Source organism: Streptomyces sp. NBC_01618, from assembly GCF_045209435.1.
In the GTDB taxonomy this organism is placed as follows: domain Bacteria; phylum Actinomycetota; class Actinomycetes; order Streptomycetales; family Streptomycetaceae; genus Streptomyces.
Genome location: NZ_CP109297.1, coordinates 6,747,287 through 6,771,888, shown reverse-complemented (window position 1 = coordinate 6,771,888; position 24,602 = coordinate 6,747,287). Strand labels below are relative to the sequence as shown.

Below are 24,602 nucleotides of genomic sequence, written 5' to 3'. Positions count from 1 at the left end.
AGCGGCTGCTGGAGGAAGTCGGGCGGTCGGCCAGAAGCCTGTCCACCGGCGGGGAAAACAGCTGGACCGCCTGACATCCCCGGTCTGTCCCGATCCGGTGCCAAGGCAGAGGGAGCGTATGCGCCCTGACTCACTGCACGAAGCGGAGTCGCGGCATTCACTGACACCCCAGCAATTCCGTGAACTCGCGCGCGGCGACGGCAGTCCCGCCACGCTCGCTGCGCTGTCGCGAGCCGAGTACAGCCACCGCCTGCTGTTGTTCGATCTGCTGATGGATACTCTCAGCCCTCTGGCCGGGGTGACCGGCCGGCTCCCTGCCGCCCAGCGGGCCTGGGACCTGCTCGCCGCGGCACAGCGCCAGAATCCGGCAGCGGTGGAGGAATTGCTCCTCCTTCCGGAAACCGGGCTGTGGCTGACCCGGCTGTTGACCCGGCTGCGCTCCGCCGGCCGTGCCGAGACCCCTTTGTGGGCAGAGGCAGGACATCTGCACACCCTGGCCGCCGTGGCCGCGGCACGGGCGCGCCTCACCTTCAGCTTTCCCGTCCCTGCCCTCCAGGAGAGGGTCTGGCTGCCCACGATGGGACTGGCGCGGCTGCCCTCGGCGCACCGGCAGCGGAACACCTGGACCGTGGCAGAGGTCCGATCGGTGTGCGGCCGGCTCACCCTCATCGGCGCATACGGCCATCTGCGTCTGCCCTCCGGCCCGGAGCACCCGGCGCGTGGCTGGCTGCCCCAGCGTCGGCCGGCTCTCGGCGCAGGCGCTGCCCGCCGGATCACGCTGGACGACCTCGGCCACCACCGGCTAGCCCCGCTGCCGGACGGTGCAGCCCAGCGGTTGACGCAGAGCGCGTACGACTCCTGGAGCAGACTGCTGCAGGACGCGTACGGGCTGTTGACCACCATGGATCCGCCGACGGCCGACGCGGCCGCCGGGTTGCTGCGCTCCCTCCAGCCGATGCAGGCCCACGAACGGTTCCGGGTACGCAGCGTCAGCAGCGGGCACGGCGTCGGCGGACTGGCATCGTCCATGCCGGATACGGCGCCCCTCTGCGCGGCCACGCTGGTGCACGAACTCCAGCACAGCAAGCTCAGCGCGCTGATGCACCTGTACCCGCTCCACGAGCCCGCGCCCCCGGGCGCGGCGCAGCGGCTCTACTACGCTCCCTGGCGCGATGACCCCCGACCGCTCGGGGGAATGCTGCAGGGCGCCTACGCCTTCACGGCGGTAGCGCGGTTCTGGAGTGCTTGCGCCGTGCAGCTCACCGGACACGTCAGCAGCCTCGCCCGCTTCGAAAGTGCCCTGTGGCTCGGCCAGTTGGCCGACGTCTTGCCGGACCTGGCCACCGACCCCGCGCTGACCGCGCTGGGACGTGACGCCTTACAGGACCTGCTCGGGGCCGTCGTCCGGCTGCACGACCGGACCGGTGAAGGCCCCGAGGTGACGATGGCCCGCCGGATGGCCGCCGATCACCGGGCGACGTGGAGGCTGGCCCATGTGCGGCCTCATCCGGACGACGTGGGGCGACTGGCGGCCGCCTGGTGTGCGGGCCGGAAGCAACCGCCCGCGCTGCCACCGCGTCCGCACCCGGAGATCCGGGAATCCGGGGCGCGGCACCTCGACGCCCGCGCCATGCTGGTGCGCGTCGGCCTCGCCGACCCGGCGGCACTCTACAAAATGCGCGGCAGCCAGGGTGACCACGTGCCCGGGGTCGCCGGGGCCGGGCCGGCCGATGTCCTCTGGGCCTGCGCCGAGTTCGCCGCTGCGCGGCGCCTCTACTCACAGGACATCCAGAGCGCATCCGCCGGCCCCGGGGCATGGACGGGTCTGGGGCTGGCCCTGGCGGACGCCGGCCGTGCTCCGGAGGCCGTCAAGGCCCTGACGGCGGTGCCTGAAATGGTCGCGGGCGTTCACGGTGCCGCCCGGCGGATATCACAGCGGGCGCCGGACCCGATCGTCCTGGCCAGTTGGCTCGGCCAGGGCGATGCCGGTCCGCCCGGCATCTGTTAGATCGGCATGGGGTCGACGTCGCAATTGGCCCGGCGCCAGGCGAGCGTGTCAGCACTGGCCCGGTGATCCGGTCCCAACTGCTCGTTGATCGCGTCCACAGCATTCCGGTGCAGTTCCTCCGCCTCCCCGGTACGGCCCAGCGCCCTCAGGTCCGACGCGGTATTGCCACGCAGCACAAGCACAGTGGGGTGGGATTCGCCGAACTTCTCGATCAGCGCTGCCGTCGTCTTCCGGTCGAGTTCCAGAGCCGCGGCAGCATCTCCCTGGGCGAAGAGATCGTTGGCCAGGTTGATCGCGCAGATCAATGCGTGCGGGTGTGTGTCGCCGAGCGGTGCCCGGAAACGGGTCAGTGCCGACTCGTTCAGCTTCCGCGCCTCGTCCACCCGGTCAAGCAGCCGCAGCGTGACGGCGAGATTGGCATCGGCCGCGACGGTGTGCGGATGGTCCTTGCCGAATACCTCCGCGTACAACGCCCGGGTTCGCTCCCCCAGCTTCAGAGCCTCCTGGAGCTTCCCGTTCTGCCGCAGGTCGATGGAGAGGTTGAGCGAAGCCTGCAGGCCGTCGGGGCTGCGCTCGCCGTACCGGTCGATGAGCGCGGTCCGGGCCATCTCCGTGCTGGCCTGTGCAGCCTCGTGATGGCCCGCCTTGCGCTGCGCCACCCCGAGCCTCGCCACCGCCCGCAGTGCGGACGGGTGGAGGTCGCCGAACGTACCGCGGAAAGTGTCGACCGCGTCCTCGCAGGCCCTCTCCGACGCGGCGTACTCCCCGAGTTCCTGCTTGTCCAGGGTGAGTGAGACCTCCGAGTTGAGAGTGGTGGGCGCGTCCGCGCCGAACATCTGCACCTTGGTGCGCCAGCTCGCCTCGTCCAGGTCCCGCGCTTCGCGGAAGAGGCCGTTGCCGCGCCGGGTCACCGCGAGGTTGTGGGCATGGAGCAGGGTCTCGGGGTCCTCGTCGCCGTACGACCTGACGGCCCGCGCGTAGACCTCCTCGTCGAACTCCAGCGCGCCTCGGAAGTCCCCGCGCGCTCTGCGGTCACCGGACACCTGGCCCTTGACGCGCAGGTACTCCTCCTCGAGATCCGGGCCGGCCTCCTCCAGCGTGGCGAGCATGCGCTCCCCCAGGGCCGCAGCCTGCGGATAGCGGCCCATCGTCCACATGATGTAACGCACATGCCGACCCAGGATCAACGTCTGCTGGTCGTCCTCGCCGAAGAGCCGGCACCAGTTCTCGTACGTCTCGCTGGAGAAGTCCAACGCCGCCTCGTGATCGCCCCAGTAGAAGAGGTATTCCGCGACGTTGTAGACCATCTGGCGCACATTGCGGTTGGGCGAAAGCGACGCCTGGGAGGCGATGACATGCGGGTAGAGCTCACCGAAACGCGTCCAGTTCTGCGGGGCACGCGGGTCGCTGGGGGCGTTCGCCGCGAGGAGCAGGTGCGCCCCGTGCCGGAATGTACGGCGTTGCTCCTCCGCCATGCGCGCTTCGAGCACCGCCTGGACCAGCCGGTGCATCTGGATCGAGTTGGTGCGATGGTCGATCTTCGCCAGGGAGTAGCGGCTGATCTCGCGGATGGCCCGGCTGAGCCGGATCGGGTCGGTGAAGATCCGGTCCAGCTCCGGGGCGATCGGCTCGGAAACCGCGTTGGTGAAGAACTGCCTGGAAACTGGTTCCGGCGCGAAATAGGCGCAGAGTTCCAGGAGCTGGATGGCCCCGGCGTTCTTCCCTTCGACGTGGTCGAGGGAGACGTTCCACGCGGTGGCGACGGTCTTCTCGTACTGAGTCGGCGGGGACACAGCCATCAGCTCAGCGCTCTTTTCTTCGAACACCCTCAGATATTCGGCCGGAGGCATGCCGGTCTCGGCGCGCCACGCCGATGCCTGCTCCACCGCGAGCGGCAGGTCGCCGAGGACCTCGGCGAGCATGTCCGCGTCCTCGGTGGACAGATCGGGGTTGCGCCGCCGGAGCAGCTGGATGCTTTCTTCCCGCTCGAACACATCGACTTCCAACGGGTGGGCCAAGGTGTTCCACTGGGGATTACGCGATGTCACGATTACGGAGCCTACCGGTCCGCCCGCAGGCGCGCTCGGGAAGTATTCCTGCACCGCCGCCGGACTCTCGGCATTATCGAACACCAGAAGCCATTTACTGTACGGGTTTCCGATGCGCAGCGCCTCCAGGACGGCCGGCACTGCGGTAATCGCCTCACTGCTCACCGGAAGGTGGAGTCGCCGGGCCAGTTCGACAAACGCCTGCTGAATTTGTGTGGGCCGTTCTGCCGGGATCCAGCAGACCACTTCGTATTCGGCGGCGTGCCGGTATACGTATTCGAGTGCGAGTTGCGACTTCCCGACACCGCCCATTCCGTGCAGTGCATGCGGGAGCACCGCGGTGGGGCCGTCCTGCAGACCGCGTTCCAGGTTGATCAGCAATTCTTCGCGTCCGGTGAATACGAGGTTCCTCGGCGGCATGTTGCCCCAGACGGCGGGCATGGGCGGTCGCGCACCGCCTCCGGCCGGGGGTGCCGGGGCCGGGCTCTCTACCGAGGGGCGGACCGTACTCACTTGTGGGCCTCCAGGGGTGGGGATCGTACTGTCGGTGTCGTCGGGGAGTGTCTCATCGGGAGAAGGCCGCAAAGCGTTGCGCCGGGCCTCGGATCCGGGCGTGTTCGCAGCGGTCGGCGGGCCGGCCCCGATGTGCTCGCCAAGACGCCGGGCGCGGTGGAGATGGTTTCCGGAAATCGCCTGCAGCGCCGCGTGTTCGGCCTGCCGGAAGCGAAGGTTCTCCTTGGTCGACTCGACTGTCGTGAGCGCTTCCTCACTATGCGGCGACTCTTTGGAACCATGTAAGTAGCCGAGGAACTCACGCGCCGCTTCATTGCGCGGGGCCAAAAACTCTGCCGCCTTTTTCAGTGCTCTTGCAGTGGCCGTTCTGCTGCCTGCAGCAAGTAATTCCTCGCGGGCACCGTCAACGAATACGTAGGATTCCCCGTCACACCCGGGCAGCGGATCGACCAATGGGCTGATCAGCAGCTCCGCCAGATGCGCTCGCGAGGCGCGCGGCATGACCTGCCGCTTCACCTCGGACATGGTTTCCAGGTCAAGCTGTACCGCAGCCAGGCGCGTGGCCAGCGCGAACGCCTCTGCCGAAGCCCTGGTGCGGAACCGCGCAACCAATTCGGCGGCGGTCAGCCCCTGAACGGGTGACGGCGCGGGAGACGGCAGCGGCCGGGTACTGGTGAGGATCGCCGCCATATCCGCCCAGCGCGGCGTCGTTCCCGCGACGAACCGGGCCCACGGACCGAGCCACTCGGCGCTCAGTTCCAGCACCGGGACGAGGACGACCTGATCGGAGGGATCGCGCGGGAGCGATGCGGCAAGCGGCTCGGCGGGCTCCCAGTGCACCTGCCCATTGACCGACCAGGGCCCTTGGGCACGGAGTCTCACCCGTACCGGAAAGAGTCCTGTGCTGGGCCACAGGCGCTGTGGCAGCAGCTGGAGCACCGCCACGGGCTGGAACCTCCCCCAGAGAGCGGCCAGTCGCTGCGCGGCCCCGGAACGCCAGGCGGGCGCGACCCCGTCCGTCACCAGGAAAACGATCTGCCGCGCCGTCGGGTCGACAAGGCCGCGCGGCGGCTGCGGGTGCGACGCCTGCCCGTGGCCGCGCAGCAGCGCACGCGCGGCATCAGCGGTGTCGAGCGTCATCATCTTCACGTCGCGCATCCCGCCGTACCGGCTCAGCATCGTCCGGAAGTGCTTCACTGCCGGCCGCCACATGGTCATGTGCGGGGCACTGTCGACCACCAGGACCGCGCTCCGTTGCCGCTCCGGCTCGGGCGTGAGCACCGGTGGCAGATGCGGGGCGAATGCGATCCGTTCCGCCGTCGCCGACTCGTCCAGGACGTCGGAGTGGGCGGAGGCGACAAAGGAGCGCAGCGGACGCAGCGCACGACCGAGGCTCAGACGGTCGCGCGGGGGGCGGTCACCTGCGCCGGGGCCGACGGCGGTCCGCAGCTGCGAGGCCGCGGGCAGTTCGGCCGTCGGCGCGAGGGTGTCCCTCGTACCCGGCCCGGCGACGGGTGGCGGTCCCTCGTCCCGTGCGGAAGGCGGCAGCGGTTCGGGCCCCGGAGGCCGCTGCTGTTCCGGCTGCGGCTCCTCGTCCCGATCCGGCTGCTCCGGCTCGGTCACCCGGTCGTCGTCCTGCTGCGCGGGGGCAGGCTCCGATGGCTCGGCGTCCTCACGACCGGTGTCCGCCAGGTCCTCGTCGGTGGCCAGCCCAGGATGGTTCGCCGCCAGCCATAACGAGTCGGCCACTTCCCATGGGTACAGACCGGTGAGAGGCAGCGGTCCGCCGTCAGGCGGGCTCATCGGACCGTCGCGGCGGTGCTGCGCACCAGTGCCTCCGACCCTCGAAGATTCCCCGATCACCCCGAATCCGCCCCTTCACCGCCCAGCGGGTGCCAAATAGCGGCGAGGACCGATTGCCACTCGTTGGCGTCGCTTCCGTCCCGCTGGTAGAGGCCCGATGTCGCCAAATGCGCGGCATTCAGCAGCTGATCGGCGGCCAGCCCGCCCATCCGGGAGCTCCGTCGGAGAAAATCACGGATCAGCGCGTCCTGGCTGTCGCCGAGGAGATCTCCGAAATGTCCGGAGACGAGGTCTCCCAATGTCTCCGCGTCGGGGTCCGGAATGTTGAGCCGCAGACAGCGCCGCATAAACGCTTCGGGGAAATCGCGTTCACCATTCGAGGTCATGACGACGACGGGGAAGACGTGAGCCCTGACCACTCCGTTTTCGACCACCGCGCTGTGGCCGGGATCAGCCGTATGGACGGTGGTCTTTGCTTCCGTCTGCTTCACCCGTACGAGGGGTGGTACTTCGAACCAGGCGTCCTCGAACAGGGTCAGAAGGTCATTGGGCAGATCGGCGTCGCACTTGTCGATCTCGTCGATGAGGACCACTCGCGGCAGCCGGTAGGGGAGCATTCCCGTGCCCAGCGGCCCCAGCTGGACGTAGTTGCCGATGCTGGGCCGTCCGGTGCTTTCGGCGGCGTCCTGGGTGGCCTGCGCGCGTCCGATGGCGTCGTACTCGTACAGACCGGAGGTCAGCGTCGTCCGGCTGGTGACGGGCCAGTGCAACACACGTCCGAGCCGCAGCTCCCGGGCGATCCGGTAGGCGAGGCCCGATTTTCCCACTCCTGGCCGGCCGGTGACCAACAGGGGCCTGCGGAGCAGGAGCGCGGCGTTGACCAGGCGAAGCTCCTCGGCACGAGGGACGCGCCGACGCCCGGGCGGGCCGAGCCGGCGGTCGGCCTCGTCGTCGTCCGGTGGCTGAGGCATGGTCGCCGTGCTGCGGAAGGTGCGCCAGGGCGGCCCCTTGGGCCAGGTGCGTTTCTCGTACGCCTCGTCCGGTAATGGGTCTCCGGTGCCCCGGTAGAGCCGGCCGTCGTTGTTGTCCGCCGCGTTCACTCGGTCCCCCCTACAAAGGTGGCGGGAGCGTTCTGCCCGCCCTCAAGAAGATGCTCGGGGTCGTCCCAGATCATGCTCATCGAACGGATCGCGTCAACGTCTTGCTCCCGAACAGCACTTGACTCGTCTGCGACCGTGGCACGGACGGCAACGTCGGACTTCCACTGTTGCGCACTTTCGGGAAGGTGTGCCAGCCCCTCATTGGCCAAGCTTTCACGAATAATGCTCCGGAACACCGCTGACGCGGGATCCGCCCGGTGGTAGACGACTATGGGCACTCCGAGGTCCAGGGCGAGACTCAGCTCGCGCAGGCCCAATTCGCTCTCGCGGTGCGGCGGCCTGCTGAGCACCATGCCGACCACGTCGTCGTCCCGCCCGATCTTCGCGTCCAGCAGAGCCAGGTGCTCGGCGTCCGTCAGCCCCTCGGGAGCGCATTCGTACATCTGGCCCTGGCCGTCGCCGGTCCGCCAGTGCGCCCAGCGGGCGCGCCACGCGTTGTGGAAGGTAGGACGCTGTACGCGCTCCAGGCTGTGCAGCATGATCTCCCGGTATCGGCTCAGCAGAGCGTTGGGAAAGCCCAGCGAGGGATCACGGTCCCACCACTCCACGGGCTCGGTGAGCAGCTCCGCCGGAAGAAAGACCTCCAAGGCGGCGTTGTCCGCGCGGGAGTGGCGCAACTGCGTCATGTGACTGAGTAACTTGGCTATCTCGTAGGGTAGTTGAGATCTGGTCACTGATTCCAGCGGCTCGATGTGAGGATCTCGTTGGAGTGCGTTCGAATCCGGATATCTGACACAGGCGGAGACGTAGTAGCGCTGCGCCCTGCCCATCCGCCGCCTGCCCGCTCCGCTGTGGGGCGTACGGTCCGGCTCCACCTTGACGTAGATCCTGATCAGCGGCCTGGCCGGGCCACCGCGACCGGCGTGCGGGGCGTCAGGGGAACCGGCGATCCGGGGGTCGGTGCCGTCCCTGAGGTCGGCCCGCAGTTCGGCCAGCGGCGCCGGCATGTTCCACAGCTCGGCGAAGTGGTCGTTCCACGTACGTAACTCGCCTACTCCCGACGCCACTTCGGGACAGAGTGACAGGTGTTCCAGGAAGGCCATGGCGGGCATCAGCTCGCCGGGGCGCCCGTTGTGGTCGGCAAGATGGAGAAATGCCTCCCAGGGCGTGGCGCAGTTCTCGGGCAGGCGTGCCAGACCGTCGGTGGCCCGGTCCACCAGGGCGCCGAAATCGGCCACCGGAACATCCAGCACGCGGCGCAGTGGCTCCCAGTCGGGCCCCGGGAACGCCAGCCGCGCCTTCCATTGCGACAGCAGGAGGAGCAGCGCCGGCTCCAGCGCAGGCGTGACCAGGCAGGTGGCCTCCACCAGGAGGTCCATGCCGTCGTCCAACGTGGCGCAGCTGTAAACGATGCTGACGAATTCCTGACGCGTCACGGTGAAGCTCGCAGGCGTCAGGCCAGGAATGTGCTGGTGGATCATCTGACGCCACAGGTCCCGGCTGCTGTCGTTGATGAGCCGTCCCGCCGGGTCCTCCAGCGCTTTGATCACCGCACGCAGGACCCGGTGTTGTACGGCATCGAATCCTCCCGTGGCCACGCGCGTCCTCTCTTGCACCGTGACGTGTGTTCGAATCGAGGTGGGAGCCCAGGGTAAGGGCTCCCCGATCAGCCGGGAAGTGCATCGGCCAGGACCCGGTAGAGATACGCGTTGGCCCAATACGAGCTGTGGGCCGCGGATACCGGCTGGCGGTTGTCCACCGCCACATCGGTGATGCGCGGGTCATTTCCGAAGGCCTCGGCTGCGACGTAGGAAAGCAAGTCGCGGCGGTCGTGGACGTTGAGCCAGCGGGGGAACGCGCCGGGCAGTCCGGTGCCGTAGGGAAGGGACGGCAACGCGTCCAGTTCGTACAGCAGCGGCGCTTGCGAACCTACTGTCACCAGCATGTCCGCGACGGGGTTCGAGGCCTGGGCCGCCAGCAGGTCGAAAGCGATGATCCCGCCCAGGCTGTGCCCGAGCAGGACCACAGGCCCCCGGTCGGGAAGGGCCCGAAGCGTGTCGGCCACGTGGTCACGTACTGCCTGACCACGCGTCAGATAGCTGAGTACGTCACCGAAGAAGCCCACCGAGCGATTGCTGAGCCGGGCTCGCCGGGCCACCAGCATCCGAGAGCCGAACGAACGCTCGAAAAGCCGTGCCGAGTATCCGAGGGCGGAGACCAGGACGTCGTTCAGTCCCTTGGCGTCGCCACCGAGTTCGTTCGTGAGAAGGTCCACGAGATCGTCCCGCTCCGGGACCGGAAACGTGCCGGCCTCCCTGGGCGACTGCGCCATCGCCCAGGCGGTCAGAGCACGGGCAGCCAGCCGGGGAAGGGCGTCGCCCTCGGCGGGCGCGGCAACGACGGCCTGGCGCAATTCCTGGGTGGCCAGCAGGGCGGCGATCCCCTCGGTGACTGAGGGGCTGGACACGAAGGCCCGCCACGCGTCACGCACCGCGTCGGACGCCCCCAACCGGGACAGCACTCCCAGGAGCTGGTCGCCACTGGAGATCACGCCCGGGGTGAAGAGGGCGGGGGCCCCGGAACCGGACGGCTTCCCCGACATGGCGTAGACGCCGAGCTCGGCGAACGGATCGGCGTACAGCATCGCCCAGCGCTGCCGGTCCTCGTCCGTTTCGCTGCCGCCCTCGAAGCCGTCGGAGGGCAGCGGGTACGGCCCGGCTGCCACCACCCCGAATTCCGCTGTTTCGGCTCCTGCCTCCTCGGCCGTTGCCAGGTACTCCGGGTATCCGGGTATCGATACGCCGCCCGCCCTCAGGTACGAGCCGAGTGAGGAGCCCCAGTCGCAGGGTTCGACACGTACGTCGGGGCGGACGCGGGCCAGGCCGTTCCGTATCCCCTCCAGCGCCTGGGTGTAGGACGGCTCGCGTACGCCCGTACCGTGTACGAATAAAACCGTGACCATCTTCCTGGCCCCCCGTTCGAACTAGCCCGCAACGCGGGTCACTTGGTGATTCTAACGGGGCTCGTGACGGCGTGCAGCAGGGTCGAAGCGCCTGTCAGGTCACGCGTCGCGCAGCCTGAAGACCGCCGCGCCCGCCAGCGGCGCCGCCGCCCAGGCGGCCGCAGGACACCGAGGGCCCGGCCAGGGGCCGATCGGCAGGGCGTCCAGGTTCCGCGTGGCCTGGACGGCAAGTCCCGCCGAGGCGGGGGCCAGCTCCTGGAGGTGCTCCCGCCACTGCTCGTCGACGACCATCATCGTGACGACGGGAAAGGCGTAGAACAGGCCGAGTACGGCCGTGATCGCCCCCGCCGTGCCCGTAGGAGCGCCGCCACCCCCAGGGCGAGCAGGGCGATGTAGAGCACTGTGCCCGCGGTGGCGCGCAGCGTCGGGCCTCGGCGAGGGAGAGCGACCCGCCACTGAAGCCGTTGCCGGGGAGGAGGAGGCCAGCGAGCAGTGAGCCGAGGGTCGCCAGCGAGCCGGCCGCCAGGGCGGCCCGGCGACGACAGCGGCCTTGGCGGCGAGGACGCGGGCGCGGCCCGGCACCGCTGTCAGGGGGGCGCGGATGGTCCCCGTGCCGTACTCGCTGCTCATCGCCAGCACCCCGAGGAGGGAGTGTCTGATTCCAAGCCTCGATCCACCGAGGTGGATCGAAAGCCATGGAAAAGACCGCCTCTCTCGTCAGGTCGCCCCGCTGGACCGGCCTGCGCAGTCTCGCCCCTACGCCGCCGAAGCCCTCCCTGCCCCGCCCGCCAAGGACTGGGCCTGCCTCCGGACGCGGTCAACGTCGGCAGTTGGCAAGCGAGGCCTAACCTGCGGTTTCCCATGGAACCACCTCGGGATTCGAGCCCGAGACCTACACATTACGAGTCCACCTGCCCACGGCAGTTACAGAGCCGCGAGCCTGGAGAAACAGCGGCCTGTCCCATGGGATCCAAACCAGCCCGGAGACGTCTTCCGCCCCTCCGCTCCTGGGACTTTTCAGGGACTTCCAGCGCTGTCTGAGGGACTTCCGAGGGACCTTTCGCTACCTGACGGGGCAAGCCCCCTAAAGATCGGTGAGGACTTCCGACGCAGGTCAGAGGCTCTTTCCAAGGCAAAGCCGCAGGTGGCGGAGACGAGTCTGGCTGTACGCCGGGTACACACTTCCGACCCCGGTGTCACAGCAGCAAGGCCGGCTCTCCCCTGCCGCAGGAGACCACCCCCCGGGTCCTCGCCCTGCGGATGGCGTACACGCCCCCGCCTCGCGGCGAGGCGCCGCGAGGCGGGGGCAGTTGCGGGGATTCGGGCTCTCAGCGCCTGGTTCGTTCGCCGAGGTTGAGGAAGGTGTAGAGGAGGAGGGAGGAGGCGAGGCCGACGGCCCAGCCGTAGTCGGCGAGGGGCTTGAGGAAGGGGATGAGGCCGTCGACGGGGAAGGGGCCCTGTGCGGTGCCATTGGCGTCGATAGTGGAGTAGGAGCCGCCGATGGCGAGGACGCCACCGACGAGGAGGGCCAGGACGGCGCGCAGGTTCCAGCCACCCGTGTACCAGTAGCGGCCGGCAGGGCTGTACAGCTCGTCCAGGGCGAGTTGGGTGCGGCGGACGATCCAGTAGTCGGCGATCAGGATGCCCGCGACGGTGCCGAGCAGGCCGCCGACGACGCCCAGCCAGGTGAAGATGTAGACGTGAGGGTTGGCGATCAGTTTCCACGGCATGATGGCGATCCCGACCACGCCCGTGATCAGCGCGCCGGTACGGAAGTTGATGAAGCGTGGGACCAGGTTGGCGAGGTCGTAGGCCGGGCTGACGACGTTGGCGGCGATGTTCACCGACAGGGTGGCGACCAGGACCACGAGCAGGGCGAAGAGGGTGCCCGCGACGCTGTCCATCTTCGCGGCGAGCGCGATCGGGTCCCAGATCGGGACACCGTAGACCGCCTGCGAGCCCGAGGTGACCAGCACCGAAAGCAGCGCGAACAGCGTCATGGTGGTGGGCAGACCCAGGGCCTGACCACGCATCTGGGCGCGCTGGCTGCCGCCGAAACGGGTGAAGTCCGGAATGTTGAGCGACAGCGTGGACCAGAACCCGATCATGCCCATCAGAGCCGGGAAGAACACCTTCCAGAAACCGCTTCCCCACCCCAGCGCCGACGGCTGCGACAGCAGCGGACCGAACCCACCCGCCTTCACCGCGATCCACACCAGCAACGCCAGCGCGCCCACGATCACGAACGGAGCGGCCCAGTTCTCGAACCGCCGCAGGGTCTCCATGCCCCGCGCGATCACCGCGATCTCCAGCGCCCAGAACAGACCGAACGACAGCCACAGTGTCCACGGCTGCCCGGCGACCTGACCAGCGCTCTGCCAACCGCCACCCAAGAGCTTCCCGGCCAGCAGGAAGATCCCCTCGCCACCGATCCAGGTCTGGATACCGAACCAGGCACACGCCACCGCCGCCCGAATCAGCGCCGGCAGATTCGCACCCCGCATCCCGAACGACGCCCGCGCGAACACCGGGAACGGAATCCCGTACTTCGTCCCCACATGCCCCGTGAGCAGCATCGGCACCAGCACGATGAGGTTGGCCAGCGCGATGGTGAGGACCGCCTGCTTCCAGTCCATGCCGAGCGCGACCAGACCGGAGGCCAGGGTCCAGGACGGGATGTTATGAGCCATTCCCACCCAGAGACTCAAATAGTTGTAAACACCCCACGTACGCCTCTCGACGGGCACCGGCGCCAGGTCGTCGTTGGCGAACCGGGCGTCGTCCAGGACGACCCCCTCGGCGAGGGCGACGCGACCATCGGGATAGGTCTGCTGGATCGTGGACGTCTCGGGTATCGACGGTGCGCTGGAGGACATGAAGCCACCTCGGTTCGCGGAGTCTCGTGCGGGGGAACGTGACCTCCCCGAGAGCTTGGCACTGGGCCCTCGGGGTCGTACGACGGAGCGGGACGACAGTCAGCCCCCTGGTGCTGCTCGCGGAAAATGGGCCAAGGCCGCAGGCACCGGCTCAGCCAGACGCAACAGCAGCAGCACACGGCGACAGGCCGAACCCGGACGAACCGGACCCTGCACCACCCGCCTGACGAGCACCCCCACGAACCCGCAGGTCAGCGCCCCGCGCCAATGTTCGTGTTTTCTCTTGCGCGATACAGAGCGCGGCGAAGTTGTACGTCGTCCAGCGGCGCCGTTCCAGCGGGACGGGCAGCAGGTCCTCGTTGACGAAACGGTTGTCGGTGGGGACGGCCCCGGGGGCGAGTTCGATGCGGCCCGACGCGTCGGATATCCGGCCCTGCGGTGGGACGGGTGGAAGGGGTGGTGTGGGTGGAACGGTCGATGTCATGGCGGCTGGACCCTTCGCATGGGAGCGGTGCCGTGCGGGGCGGTGCGGGGCGGTGCGGGGGGGGTGCGGGGGGGTGCGGGGGGGTGCCCCTATCTGTTTCGTCAACCCTGTCAGGGTCGGTTCGTGGGAGTTGGTGCTGGTTTTTGGGAACGTCCCGCGAAGCGGGACGTTCCCGGCGGATCGGGTGCCTGATGGGCAGCCCGGTGGCCGGCACGGCGGGGGTGGCCGTGCCGGTGCGCGCGTGATGGGGTCAGGAAGGTAGGGACGGTGGTGCTGTCAGGCCGCGAGGCCGATGTCGCCGGGGGTTCGTGGTTCGTAGAGGGCCCCGGTGCGGATCATCGCGTGGATGACGTTCACACGTTGGCGGGCCAGGCGGAGGATCGCTTGGGTGTGGGTCTTGCCGCGTGCGCGTTGACGGTCGTAGTAGGTGCGGGAGGAGCGGTCGGATTTGCAGCCGATCGCGGCGAACGCGGCCTGGAAGAGGGCGCGTTTGAGGAGCCGGTTGCCGCGGTGGGGTGCGTGCTCGCCACGGATGGAGGTGCCCGAGGACTTGGTGGCGGGGGCGAGTCCGGCGTAGGAGGCGAGGTGTCCTGCGGTGGGGAAGGTGGTGCCGTCGCCGATGGCGACGATCACGGCGGCGGTGGTCCTGACGCCCATGCCGGGCATGGAGGTCAGGAGGTGGAAAAGAGGGAGGGCCTCCAGCAGGGCGGCGATCTCCTGCTCGGCCTGGCGGCGCTGGGTGTGGGCGGCGGCGAGCTGGGCGGCAAGTCCGGGCACGATCAGCGCGCTGGCCTCGGTGCCGGGCACGATGACGGTCTGCTCGGCAAGCGCGTCGAAGATCTCCGCGGTGAGGTGGCGGGCCTTGCGCGAGCCGTGCGCCTTGAGCAGGGCCTCGCAGCGGGTGCGGCCCAGTTTCTTCAGCCTGGCCGGGGAGCCGTGCCGTTCAAGGAGGGCCAGGATGTAGGGGTAGCCCAGCCGGGGGCCGACCACCCGCTCCAGGGTGGGATGGATCTGGGAGAGCAGGCCGCGCAGCCGGTTGGAGGTGCGGTTGACCTCGCCGGCCAGGTCGTTGTCGTAGCCGGTGAGCATGGTCAGCTCGGCCAGCTTCTCGTCGTCGCGGTCCACCACGCGCAGGGTGTGCGGCATGGTCCGGGCGGTGTCGGCGATGACGAAGGCGTCGCGGGCGTCGGTCTTGGCTTCGCCCGGGTAGAGGTCGGCGGCCCGGCGCATCGAGAGTCCCGGCAGGTAAGCGACCCGGCAGCCGGTCGCGCGGGCCACGGTCAGTGGCAGCGCGCCGATGTTGGCGACCTGGTCCACGATCACCAGGACGGTGCCGAACTTGGCCCTGAGCTTGTCGAACAACTCCCGCAGGCGGGCCTCGGTGTTGGGCAGCTTCTTGTCGTGGACGGTCTTGCCCTGCCCGGTCAGGCCGCGGGCGTGGTGGAACTCCTTGCCCAGGTCCAGGCCGAGGAACAGACCTATGCCGGAGATATCGATGACGGTGTCGGCCATGCGCGATGCCCCTCTTCGGTCGTGCCTTTCGCATCCGTCCCGGCCGTCCCTGCGGCACCACACGCCGGCAACCACGTTACGCAGACATCCCGCCCGTGAAGCGGTCCGGCGTTGCACCGGACCAGGCAGTCGTCAGGCCCCTCATCAGCGGTCAAGCGGTGCCCCGAAGCCCGGCGGCAACACCCCCCAGGTCATCGACTTCGACAGGGGGCACACAGCCATACCGGACCCGGGGGCCAGGCGCCCCATTTCGGGGCCACAGAAAAGGTAACGGGGTGCGGAGGTGCGGGGGTGCGGGGGTGCGGGGGTGCGGACGACCGTGGGGCGGACGGGTCCGGCGGTCAGGCTGTCACGTCGTCAGGGCGGGGATGATCTGCGAGCCGTAGGCATCGATCGTCGCCTCGCGCGCGTCGTGCATGTTGTAGACGGCGAACTGGTCGACGCCCAGGTCGCGCAGCGCCCGGAGCTTCTCGATGTGCGCCTCGGCGGGGCCCAGCAGACAGAACCGGTCGACGATCTCGTCCGGCACGAAGGCCGTGTCGGGGTTTCCGGCGCGGCCGTGGTGGCTGTAGTCGTAGCCGGACCGTCCGGCGATGTACGCGGTCAGGGCCTCGGGGACGAGTCCGGAGTGCTCTCCGTACCGGGAGACCAGGTCCGCGACATGGTTGCCGACCATGCCGCCGAACCAGCGGCACTGCTCGCGGGCGTGGTCGAGGTCGTCGCTCACATAGGCGGGGGCGGCGACGCAGATCGTCACGGAGTCCGGGTCGCGGCCCGCCTGTGCCGCCGCGTCCCGTACGGCCTTGATCATCCACTCGGTGAGGAACGGGTCGGCGAGCTGGAGGATGAAGCCGTCGGCCTTCTGCCCGGCGAGGGCGAGCGCCTTCGGGCCGTACGCGGCCATCCAGACGGGCAGTCTGCCGTTCTTCACCCAGGGGATCTGGACCGGCTGCCCGTCGACGGTGGCCTCCCGGCCCTCGGCGAGGTCGCGGATGGCGTCGATGGCCTCGCCGAGGCGGGCCAGGGTGTTGGGTTTGCGTCCGGCGACGCGCATCGCCGAGTCGCCCCGGCCGATGCCGCAGACGGTGCGGTTGCCGAACATGTCGTTGAGGGTGGCGAAGGTGGAGGCGGTGACCTCCCAGGTGCGGGTGGACGGATTGGTGACCATGGGGCCGACGACGAGGTGTTCGGTGTGTTCGAGGATCTGGCTGTAGATGACGAACGGCTCCTGCCAGAGCACCGCCGAGTCGAAGGTCCAGCCGTGGCGGAAGCCGTTGCGTTCGGCGCGGCGCATCAGGCCGACGACGGCCGAGGCGGGCGGGTCGGTCTGGAGGACGAGTCCGAATTCCATGACGGTGCTCCTAGTCCAGGTACTGGCAGGTGGCGCGCGGGGTGTACATGCCGTGACCGGCCCGGCCGGTGAACTTCCGTCCATCTATGACGACTTCACCGCGCGAGAGCACGGTGTCGACCTGGCCGGTGATCCGCTTGCCTTCGTACGCGGAGTAGTCGACGCTCATGTGATGGGTCTCGGCGGAAAGGGTCTGTTCGCACGCCGGGTCGTAGATGACGACATCGGCGTCGGCGCCCGGGGCGATGGTGCCCTTCTTCGGGTAGAGGCCGAACATCCGGGCCGGGGAGGCGCAGGCGATCTCGATCCAGCGGCGGCGGGAGATGTGGCCGTCCACGACCGCCTGATGGAGGAGATCCATCCGGTTCTCGACGCCGGGCATGCCGTTCGGGATCTTCGAGAAGTCGCCGCGCCCCATCTCCTTCTGGCCAAAGAAGCAGAACGGGCAGTGGTCGGTGGAGACGACCTGGAGCTCGTTGTTCCGCAGGCCGCGCCAGAGCGCCTCCTGGTGCTCCTTGGGCCGCAGCGGGGTGGAGCAGACGTACTTCGCGCCCTCGAAGTCCGGCTCGGCGAGGTTGTCGGTGGAGAGGAAGAGGTACTGCGGGCAGGTCTCGCCGAAGACCGGAAGTCCCTTGTGGCGGGCGGCCGCCAGCTCGGCGACGGCCTCGTCGGCGGAGACGTGCACAACGTACAGCGGGGATCCGGCGACACGGGCGAGCTGGATGGCACGGTGGGTGGCCTCGGCCTCCAGCGCCACCTTGCGGACGTCGCCGTGGTAGCGCGGGTCGGTGCGGCCCGCGGCCAGCGCCTGCTCGACGAGGACATCGATGGCGATGCCGTTCTCGGCGTGCATCATGATCAGCCCGCCGTTCCCTGCGGCCCGTTGCATGGCGCGCAGGATCTGGCCGTCGTCGCTGTAGAAGACACCGGGGTACGCCATGAACAGCTTGAAGGAGGTGACTCCCTCGGACACCAGCAGGTCCATCTCCTTGAGCGAGGACTCGTTCACGTCGGAAAGGATCATGTGGAACGCGTAGTCGATGGCGCAGTTGCCGTCGGCCTTCGCGTACCAGGCGTCGAGCCCTTCGCGGACTGCGTGGCCCACGGACTGGATGGCGAAATCGATGATGGTCGTCGTACCGCCCCAGGCCGCAGCCCGCGTGCCGGTCTCGAAGGTGTCGGAGGCATAGGTGCCGCCGAACGGCATCTCCATGTGCGTATGCGCGTCGACACCGCCCGGGATGACGTATTTACCGGTGGCGTCGATCCTCCGGTCGGCGCTCCAGCTCTCGGCCGCGTCGGTGTCGGGTGCTGCGAGGGCGGCGATGCGGCCGCCCTCGATGAGTACGTCGGCATGCATTTCGTCGGACGCGGTGATGACGAGACCACCGTGGATGACGGTGCGGGTCATGTACCCCTCCTCACTGTGGCGGAACGGGTCTACGCACGTAGACGAGGTGCGTGTGAAGAACGTAGAAGTGGGTTACCCACTGTGGCAATACCGCTGCGGCTAACCACTGAAGACGTTTCGGTTTCCCCCGTCCGGCACTCCACCGGCCCACAGCGCGACGCGTCGTATACGTACCGTCCGCGAGTACCGGACCGCGTACGGGTTACTTGGTACGGGTCGCCTCCGGCACGGAGGCAGCGGACTGCTGCTGTCCCCGCCGGCGACCGGGGCTGACCGGCCGGCCGGGCCCCGGACGCACCGTCCGGGGCCCGGCCGTATCAGGTGACAGCCGCACGGGGGACGTGACGGCGGCCGGTCGGCACGGTCACGTACTCCGGCCGCCGCCCACACCCCCGTCGCTCAGCCGCCGCTTCTCATCCCACCGACCGCAGGGCCTCGGCCAGGATCGCCGCGCCCTCCTCCGCCTCCGGGATGGTCAGCGAGAGCGGCGGGGCGATCCGCAGCACGCTGGTGTTGTGACCGCCGCCCTTTCCGATGAGCAGGCCGCCCTCCCGGGCCGCTTCGAGCACGGCGGCGGCCGCCTCCGGGTCCGCCTCGTCGGTGCCGGGCTTCACCAGCTCGATGCCGATCATCAGGCCCCGGCCGCGCACCTCCCGTACACACGCGGAAGCAGCGCCGACCGCACGCAGCCGCTCGATCAGCAGCCCGCCGACGCGCCGGGCGTTGCCCTGCAGATCGTGCTCGAGGAGGTACGAGAGGTTGGCGAGGCCGGCCGCCATGGTGACCGGGGAGCCGCCGAAGGTCGAGATGGAGTTGGCGTCGAGGCAGTTCATGACGTCGGCGCGGGCCACGACACCGCCGATCGACATGCCGTTGCCGATTCCCTTGGCGAAGGTCAGGATGTCCGGCGGCCCGTTCTCGCCGTGTGCCTGCCAGCCCCAGAAGTGTTCCCCGGAACGGCCCCAGCCGGTCTGCACCTCGTCGGAGATCCACAGGACGCCGTGGCGGTCGAGGACCCGGCGGAAGGCCGCGTACAGACCGTCGGGCGGTGAGGTGAACCCGCCGACGCCCTGGATGGGTTCCGCGATCAGGGCGGCGGGCTCGCGGATGTGGCCGAGCAGGTCCTCCAGGTCGGCGACGCAGGCCGCGATGAAGTCGGCGTCGCCGAGGTGCGCGTACGGCCCCCGGGTGCGGACGCCGCCGTGCACGTACAGCGTCTGCAGCGGCGACAGACTCGTGGGCGACCACGCGTTGTTGCCGGTGATGGAGACCGCGGAGAAGGACCTGCCGTGGTAGCTGTTGCGCATCGCGAGGATCTGGTTGGACCTGCGGTACGCGGTGGCGAGGAGCAGGGCCGTGTCGTTGGCCTCGGTGCCGGAGGTGGTGAAGAAGACCCGGGCGTCCGGGATGCCGGAGAGCGTGGCGATGCGTTCGGCCAGCTCGACCATCGGCCGGTTGAGGTAGAGCGTGGAGGAGTGGATGATCCGCCCGGCCTGCTCGCTGACCGCCTTCGTCACCTCGGGCAGTGCGTGCGCGGTCATGGTGGTGAGGATGCCGCCGAAGAAGTCGAGGTAGCGCCTGCCGTCGGCGTCCCAGACGTGGCGGCCCTCGCCGTGGGTGATCTCCAGCGGGTGCTTGTAGTAGAGCGCCAGCCAGTCGGGACTGACGGCCAGATGGCGTTCGTGCAGGCTGCTCAAGGCTCCACCAGTCCTTCGTACGCGTCGGGCCGGCGGTCCCGGTAGAACGCCCACTGCTGACGGACCTCGTCGATGAGGCCGAAGTCGAGGTCGCGGACGACGAGTTCCTCTTCCTTGTCGCTGGCGACCTCGCCCACGAACTGGCCGCGCGGGTCGACGAAGTAGCTGGTTCCGTAGAAGTCGTTGTCGCCGTACTCCTCCTGGCCGACGCGGTTGATCGCGGCGACGAAGTACTCGTTGGCGACGGCGGACGCGGGCTGTTCCAGCTGCCAGAGATAGCTGGACAGGCCGCGCGAGGTGGCGGACGGGTTGTACACCAACTGCGCTCCGTTGAGCCCGAGTTGACGCCATCCCTCCGGAAAGTGCCGGTCATAGCAGATGTAGACGCCGACCTTGCCGACGGCGGTGTCGAAGACCGGCCAGCCGACGTTTCCGGGCTTGAAGTAGTACTTCTCCCAGAAGCCCTTGACCTGGGGAATGTGGTGCTTGCGGTACTTGCCGAGATAGGAGCCGTCAGCATCGATGACGGCGGCGGTGTTGTAGTAGAAGCCGGACTGCTCGATCTCGAAGACCGGCACGACGATCACCATGCCGGTCTCGCGGGCGAGTTCCTGCATCCGCCGGACGGTGGGCCCGTCCGGGACGGCCTCGGCCCAGCGGTAGTGCTCGGGTTCCTGCACCTGGCAGAAGTAGGGGGCGTTGAACACCTCCTGGAAGCCGATGATCTTCGCGCCCCGGCGGGCTGCCTCGCGCGCATGCTCCTCATGCTTGGCGATCATGGATTCGGTGTCACCGGTCCAGGTCGCCTGGACAAGTGCGGCGCGTACGACTTGGGACATGAGCTGCTCCTTCGGCGCGGCGTCAGAGAGCCTCTACGCGTTTCTACGCCCGTAGACACGTGCGTAGAGGAGAACGTAAGCCCCGTCACACAGCGGGGCAAGACCATCGCCGTGAACCGACGGAGTCGATCATGTTTCACACCCGTGCGGTCCACATGTGCGCGCCGGTCGACGCCGTACGGTGGCCCGAGGATCTCGGAACGGTCTGGCGCCTGGTGACGCTCAAGATCGCCTCGACGCTGGAGACCACACCGGGTGCACGGGGGATGGGCGCGCCGGACTTCCCGGAGCCGTACCGGGTCTTCTCGCGGGGGCACGCCGCCGAGCCCAGCGCCGGACTTGGTCGCCGACTGAGCCCGAGGGCCGGGCCCGGTCGCAACCTGAGCCCGGGACCGGATCAGGTCGCCGACTGAGCCCGGGGCCGATCACATCGGCCCCCGCGCGGAACACGCGCGGAATCCCGCGCCCCTACCCGGCCAGCGGCACCGCATCCGGCTCCGGGGCGCAGCGCGTGAGCAGTTCGTCCATCGAGAGTCCGAGCGCCCCGGCCAGCGCCGCGACAGTGAAGAACGCGGGGGTCGGGGCGCGGCCAGTCTCGATCTTGCGGAGCGTTTCGGAAGAGATTCCGGCGCTCGCCGCGATCTCGACCATGCTGCGCCCGCCGCGCGCCTCGCGGAGCAGCGCTCCGAGGCGTTCGCCGCGGCGGCGCTCTTGCGGGGTGAGGGGCGTTCGTACCATGCCGTCATTCTAATACCGCCAGGACCGGTATAGTAATTGGCATGGTGCAACTCAAGACAGACACATCCATCGAAGCGATGCGCGAGACCGGCCGGGTCGTGGCGCAGCTGCTGACGGCCGCACGGGAGGCGGCGGCGGTCGGCGTCTCGTTGCGTGAACTCGACGAGGTGGCCCGCGAGGTTCTCCGCGAGGCGGGCGCCGGGTCGCCGTTCCTGAACTACCGGCCGCATTTCGCCCCCACTCCGTTCCCCGCCGTGATCTGCGCGTCGGTCAACGACGCGATCGTGCACGGCATCCCCACCGATCAGCGACTGCGCGACGGCGACCTGGTGAGCATCGACGCGGGCGCGACGCTCGGCGGCTGGGCGGGCGATTCGGCGATCAGTTTCACCGTCGGGCGCGCCCGGCCGGCGGACACCCGGCTGATCGACACGGCGTTCGCGGCTCTGGGGGCGGGAATCGCGGCGGCGGTCGTCGGGAATCGGATCGGTGACATCTCCCATGCGATCGGCACGGTGTGCCGCAGCGCCGGTTACGGCATCCCGGAGGGGTTCGGCGGCCACGGCGTGGGCCGGTCCATGCACGAGGACCCGGGCGTCCCCAACGAGGGACGACCGGGTCGCGGCATGCCGTTGCGGCACGGAATGGTGCTGGCGATCGAGCCGATGCTGATCGGCGGCGGCAAGGACGCGTTCCATCCGGACCGGGACGGCTGGACGCTGCGTACGTCCGACGGCAGCCGGGCCGCGCACGTCGAGCACACGGTGGCGATCACCGACGACGGGCCGCGGATCCTGACCGCGCTGTGATCAACCCCCGCTCCCGCGTGCCTGGTTGTTCTCCATAAACTGCTTGGCGAGTGCTTCACCGGCGGTGACGGCGGCGCTGTGGCTCTCGATCGGCGAGGATGACGATTGGGAGTGCCCTTCCATCAGGTCTGTTAGGACCTTTCCTTACCGAAGCGGCCAAGATGCCTCTGAGTCATGCGCCCGTCAAGGCCGAGGGGCTGGTTCCTCGCGAATTGCCGCAAGGAACCAGCCTCGCACAGACGATTATTGACGGACCCTCAAGGACGCCCGCTCGGCTTCACGACCATCGCGGAGCCCCCGCCCCGGCGCACCTTCTCGGCGGCCGCCAGCCACCGTCCGTCCGGCAGCCGCTGCACCCCCGTCGCCGCGCCGATCTCCGGGTTCAGCTTGAAGGCATGCCCCAGCGACTCCAGTTGGGACCGCACCGGGCTGTTCCACAGCCCGGGTTCGAGTTCCGTGGTCGCCGAGTTGCGCTGGCTGGCACGCGGCGCCGCGATGGCGTCGACCAGGGGCAGCCCGCGGTCGACCGTACCGATGAGCGACTGCAGCACTGTCGTGATGATCGTGGCACCGCCCGGCGACCCGAGGGCCAGCACCGGCTCACCGTGCTTCAACACGATCGTCGGCGAGATGGACGAGCGCGGGCGCTTGCCCGGACCGGGCAGGTTCGGGTCGTGGACCGCCGGGTTGGCGGGCGCGAACGAGAAGTCCGTCAGCTCGTTGTTGAGCAGATAGCCGCGCCCCGGCACGGTGATGCCGCTGCCGCCCGTCTGCTCGATCGTAAGGGTGTACGCGACGACGTTGCCCCACTTGTCGGCGGTCGTCAGATGGGTGGTGTTCTCCCCCTCGTACGTCGTCGGGGCGGCCGTGCCACCGGCCGCGCAGTCGGCCGGGTGGCTGGGGTCGCCCGGAGCCAGCGGGCTCGTCAGCACCGCGTCGTCCCTGATCAGGCACTCCCGCGAGTCGGCGAACCGCTGGCTGAGCAGCCCCTGCGTCGGTACGTCCTCGAACGCCGGGTCGCCGACCCACCGCCCGCGGTCCGCGAACGCGATCCGGCTCGCCTCGATGTACCGGTGCAGGTACTTCGCCTCGCTCAGCTTCGAAAGGTCCGTGGACTCAAGGATGTTGAGCGCCTCACCGACGCTCGTGCCGCCGGACGAGGAGGGCGCCATGCCGTACACGTCGAGGCCGCGGTAGCCGACCTTCGTCGGTGCCTGCCGCAACACCCGGTAGGACCGCAGGTCCTTGGCCGTGAGGTCGCCGGGCCGTACGACCCGGCCGGCCTTCGGGTCCACGGGCGGATTGCGTACGGTCCGTACGACGTCGTCGGCCAACTCGCCCTTGTACAGCCCGTCGATGCCCTCGCGGCCCACCTTTTCGTACGTACGCGCCAGATCCGGGTTCTTGAACACCGAGCCTACGACCGGCAGTTGGCCGCCCGGCAGGAAGAGTTTCCGGCTCGCCGGGAAGTCGGCGAACCTGGCCTGGTTGCCCTCGGTCTGCGAGCGGAACGTGCTGTCGACGACGAAGCCGTCCCTGGCGAGCCGCTCGGCCGGTTTGAGTACCTGCCGCAGCGATTTGCTGCCCCAGATGTCGAGCGCGGTGGCCCAGGTGGCCGGGGTTCCGGGGGTGCCCACGCTCAGTCCGCTGGTGACGGCATCCTCGAAGGCGAGCGGCTTGCCGTTCTCCAGGAACAGCGAGGAGTCCGCACTGCGCGGTGCGGTCTCGCGGCCGTCGATCGTCTCCACGGTGTGCGTCCTGGCGTCGTAGTGGACGAAATAGCCGCCACCCCCGAGACCCGACGAGTAGGGCTCGGTCACACCGAGCGCCGCGGCGGTCGCGACCGCCGCGTCCACCGCGTTGCCGCCCTTGCGAAGCACCTCGATGCCGGCGGCCGACGCATCCGCGTCGACGCTGGCGACCGCCCCTCCGTACCCCACCGCCACAGGCGACTTGGGCGGTGGCTCGGACGGTGGTGCGGACGAGGACGGGGCCGCCGCCCCCATCGTGACGACAGCGGCGAGAACGACCGGCAACGACACATACCGCGCGACGGGACGTCGCATGCGCACCTCCAGTGAAGGATTGTCCGCCGCAGGGTAACGCCGCGCCCCCCGCCCCGTCAGGACCACCCGTGAACCGGCATCCGGTCACCCGCTGACATGCCCGCCCGTAACCGACGACGTACGCAACATCGTGCTGGGCGTGATAGCCGCCGGCATCAGCGCCGCGCTGGATCGCCCGCACCGGTTTGCGCGGTAATTGCTTTCCCTCGCTATGGACGAACGCCGCGGGAACTTGGACTCATTCGCAGGGCATATAGGGCCGGACCCATTCGTTCCCGACATAGGCGACCGGCGCGGCGTCGACCGGGGACATGTCCCGCGGCACGCCGCCCTCGCGCAGGAACCGGGTGCCCGGCCAGGAGAAGTCGGTCATAGCGGCATCAGG

Annotated in this window: 17 protein-coding genes; 3 read left to right on the top strand and 14 right to left on the bottom strand. The window is 69.2% G+C overall.

Going from position 1 to position 24,602, the window contains the following annotated elements; genetic code table 11:
• Positions 1-118: 118 nt before the first annotated feature.
• Entirely contained in the window at positions 119-2,008 is a 1,890-nt protein-coding gene (locus OH735_RS31480) for an HEXXH motif domain-containing protein (protein WP_406385059.1), read from the top strand.
• On the opposite strand, the gene fxsT is transcribed toward OH735_RS31480, so the two are convergent.
• The 11 genes from fxsT to OH735_RS31425 form a co-directional block, all read right to left on the bottom strand.
• On the bottom strand, positions 2,005-6,318 hold the full coding sequence (fxsT, locus tag OH735_RS31475; RefSeq protein WP_406385058.1) for an FxSxx-COOH system tetratricopeptide repeat protein: 4,314 nt from the start codon (positions 6,316-6,318) through the stop codon (positions 2,005-2,007). The genes OH735_RS31480 and fxsT overlap by 4 nt on opposite strands.
• Before the next feature lie 110 nt (positions 6,319-6,428).
• Positions 6,429-7,472 carry an AAA family ATPase gene (locus OH735_RS31470; protein ID WP_406385057.1) on the bottom strand — a complete coding sequence of 348 codons (1,044 nt, stop codon included), beginning with the start codon at positions 7,470-7,472 and terminating at the stop codon, positions 6,429-6,431.
• The gene (locus tag OH735_RS31465) at positions 7,469-9,070 is read right to left on the bottom strand and encodes an effector-associated domain 2-containing protein (RefSeq protein ID WP_406385056.1); all 1,602 of its coding nucleotides are present in this window, start codon (positions 9,068-9,070) and stop codon (positions 7,469-7,471) included. The genes OH735_RS31470 and OH735_RS31465 overlap by 4 nt, the downstream gene beginning before the upstream one ends.
• A 68-nt stretch (positions 9,071-9,138) precedes the next feature.
• The gene (locus OH735_RS31460; RefSeq protein WP_406385055.1) at positions 9,139-10,434 is read right to left on the bottom strand and encodes an alpha/beta fold hydrolase; all 1,296 of its coding nucleotides are present in this window, start codon (positions 10,432-10,434) and stop codon (positions 9,139-9,141) included.
• Between the two features lie 99 nt (positions 10,435-10,533).
• Positions 10,534-11,064, bottom strand: coding sequence for a hypothetical protein (locus tag OH735_RS31455; protein WP_406385054.1), 531 nt, complete (start codon positions 11,062-11,064; stop codon positions 10,534-10,536).
• 698 nt (positions 11,065-11,762) lie between these two features.
• A complete protein-coding gene (locus OH735_RS31450; protein WP_406385053.1) occupies positions 11,763-13,310 on the bottom strand; it encodes an NCS1 family nucleobase:cation symporter-1 in 1,548 nt (515 codons plus the stop codon).
• 760 nt (positions 13,311-14,070) lie between these two features.
• Complete coding sequence (locus OH735_RS31445; protein ID WP_406378948.1) at positions 14,071-15,306, bottom strand: IS110 family transposase; 1,236 nt, start codon at positions 15,304-15,306, stop codon at positions 14,071-14,073.
• 349 nt (positions 15,307-15,655) lie between these two features.
• A complete protein-coding gene (locus OH735_RS31440) occupies positions 15,656-16,657 on the bottom strand; it encodes a TIGR03842 family LLM class F420-dependent oxidoreductase (protein WP_406385052.1) in 1,002 nt (333 codons plus the stop codon).
• Positions 16,658-16,667: 10 nt separating this feature from the next.
• Positions 16,668-18,068, bottom strand: a complete 1,401-nt coding sequence (gene hydA / locus OH735_RS31435) for a dihydropyrimidinase (protein ID WP_406385051.1) — start codon at positions 18,066-18,068, stop codon at positions 16,668-16,670.
• 413 nt (positions 18,069-18,481) lie between these two features.
• Positions 18,482-19,765, bottom strand: a complete 1,284-nt coding sequence (locus tag OH735_RS31430) for an aspartate aminotransferase family protein (protein ID WP_406385050.1) — start codon at positions 19,763-19,765, stop codon at positions 18,482-18,484.
• On the bottom strand, positions 19,762-20,604 hold the full coding sequence (locus OH735_RS31425) for a nitrilase-related carbon-nitrogen hydrolase (RefSeq protein ID WP_266749869.1): 843 nt from the start codon (positions 20,602-20,604) through the stop codon (positions 19,762-19,764). The genes OH735_RS31430 and OH735_RS31425 overlap by 4 nt, the downstream gene beginning before the upstream one ends.
• Before the next feature lie 131 nt (positions 20,605-20,735).
• Between OH735_RS31425 and OH735_RS31420 the strand changes: the two genes are divergently transcribed.
• The gene (locus tag OH735_RS31420) at positions 20,736-21,017 is read left to right on the top strand and encodes a hypothetical protein (protein ID WP_406385049.1); all 282 of its coding nucleotides are present in this window, start codon (positions 20,736-20,738) and stop codon (positions 21,015-21,017) included.
• Between the two features lie 55 nt (positions 21,018-21,072).
• On the opposite strand, the gene OH735_RS31415 is transcribed toward OH735_RS31420, so the two are convergent.
• The gene (locus OH735_RS31415; protein ID WP_406385048.1) at positions 21,073-21,342 is read right to left on the bottom strand and encodes a helix-turn-helix domain-containing protein; all 270 of its coding nucleotides are present in this window, start codon (positions 21,340-21,342) and stop codon (positions 21,073-21,075) included.
• 41 nt (positions 21,343-21,383) lie between these two features.
• Here OH735_RS31415 and map point away from each other — a divergent pair, with 41 nt between their 5' ends.
• Positions 21,384-22,151 (top strand): type I methionyl aminopeptidase, encoded by a 768-nt coding sequence (map, locus tag OH735_RS31410; RefSeq protein ID WP_406385047.1) that lies wholly within the window; start codon positions 21,384-21,386, stop codon positions 22,149-22,151.
• 257 nt (positions 22,152-22,408) lie between these two features.
• Here map and ggt read toward each other — a convergent pair whose 3' ends face one another.
• Both ggt and OH735_RS31400 read right to left on the bottom strand, forming a co-directional pair.
• On the bottom strand, positions 22,409-24,217 hold the full coding sequence (ggt, locus tag OH735_RS31405) for a gamma-glutamyltransferase (RefSeq protein WP_406385046.1): 1,809 nt from the start codon (positions 24,215-24,217) through the stop codon (positions 22,409-22,411).
• Between the two features lie 238 nt (positions 24,218-24,455).
• The gene (locus OH735_RS31400) at positions 24,456-24,590 is read right to left on the bottom strand and encodes a hypothetical protein (protein ID WP_406385045.1); all 135 of its coding nucleotides are present in this window, start codon (positions 24,588-24,590) and stop codon (positions 24,456-24,458) included.
• Between the last annotated feature and the right edge of the window lie 12 nt (positions 24,591-24,602).

Bases quoted from the DNA above. Each gene is read 5' to 3' on its own strand.
- ggt (WP_406385046.1), bottom strand. From the start codon at position 24,217: ATGCGACGTCCCGTCGCGCGGTATGTGTCGTTGCCGGTCGTTCTCGCC.
- OH735_RS31450 (WP_406385053.1), bottom strand. From the start codon at position 13,310: ATGTCCTCCAGCGCACCGTCGATACCCGAGACGTCCACGATCCAGCAG.
- OH735_RS31455 (WP_406385054.1), bottom strand. From the start codon at position 11,064: ATGAGCAGCGAGTACGGCACGGGGACCATCCGCGCCCCCCTGACAGCG.
- OH735_RS31480 (WP_406385059.1), top strand. From the start codon at position 119: ATGCGCCCTGACTCACTGCACGAAGCGGAGTCGCGGCATTCACTGACA.
- OH735_RS31420 (WP_406385049.1), top strand. From the start codon at position 20,736: ATGTTTCACACCCGTGCGGTCCACATGTGCGCGCCGGTCGACGCCGTA.
- OH735_RS31460 (WP_406385055.1), bottom strand. From the start codon at position 10,434: ATGGTCACGGTTTTATTCGTACACGGTACGGGCGTACGCGAGCCGTCC.
- hydA (WP_406385051.1), bottom strand. From the start codon at position 18,068: ATGACCCGCACCGTCATCCACGGTGGTCTCGTCATCACCGCGTCCGAC.
- OH735_RS31415 (WP_406385048.1), bottom strand. From the start codon at position 21,342: ATGGTACGAACGCCCCTCACCCCGCAAGAGCGCCGCCGCGGCGAACGC.
- OH735_RS31400 (WP_406385045.1), bottom strand. From the start codon at position 24,590: ATGACCGACTTCTCCTGGCCGGGCACCCGGTTCCTGCGCGAGGGCGGC.
- OH735_RS31445 (WP_406378948.1), bottom strand. From the start codon at position 15,306: ATGGCCGACACCGTCATCGATATCTCCGGCATAGGTCTGTTCCTCGGC.
- map (WP_406385047.1), top strand. From the start codon at position 21,384: ATGGTGCAACTCAAGACAGACACATCCATCGAAGCGATGCGCGAGACC.
- OH735_RS31425 (WP_266749869.1), bottom strand. From the start codon at position 20,604: ATGTCCCAAGTCGTACGCGCCGCACTTGTCCAGGCGACCTGGACCGGT.
- OH735_RS31440 (WP_406385052.1), bottom strand. From the start codon at position 16,657: ATGGAATTCGGACTCGTCCTCCAGACCGACCCGCCCGCCTCGGCCGTC.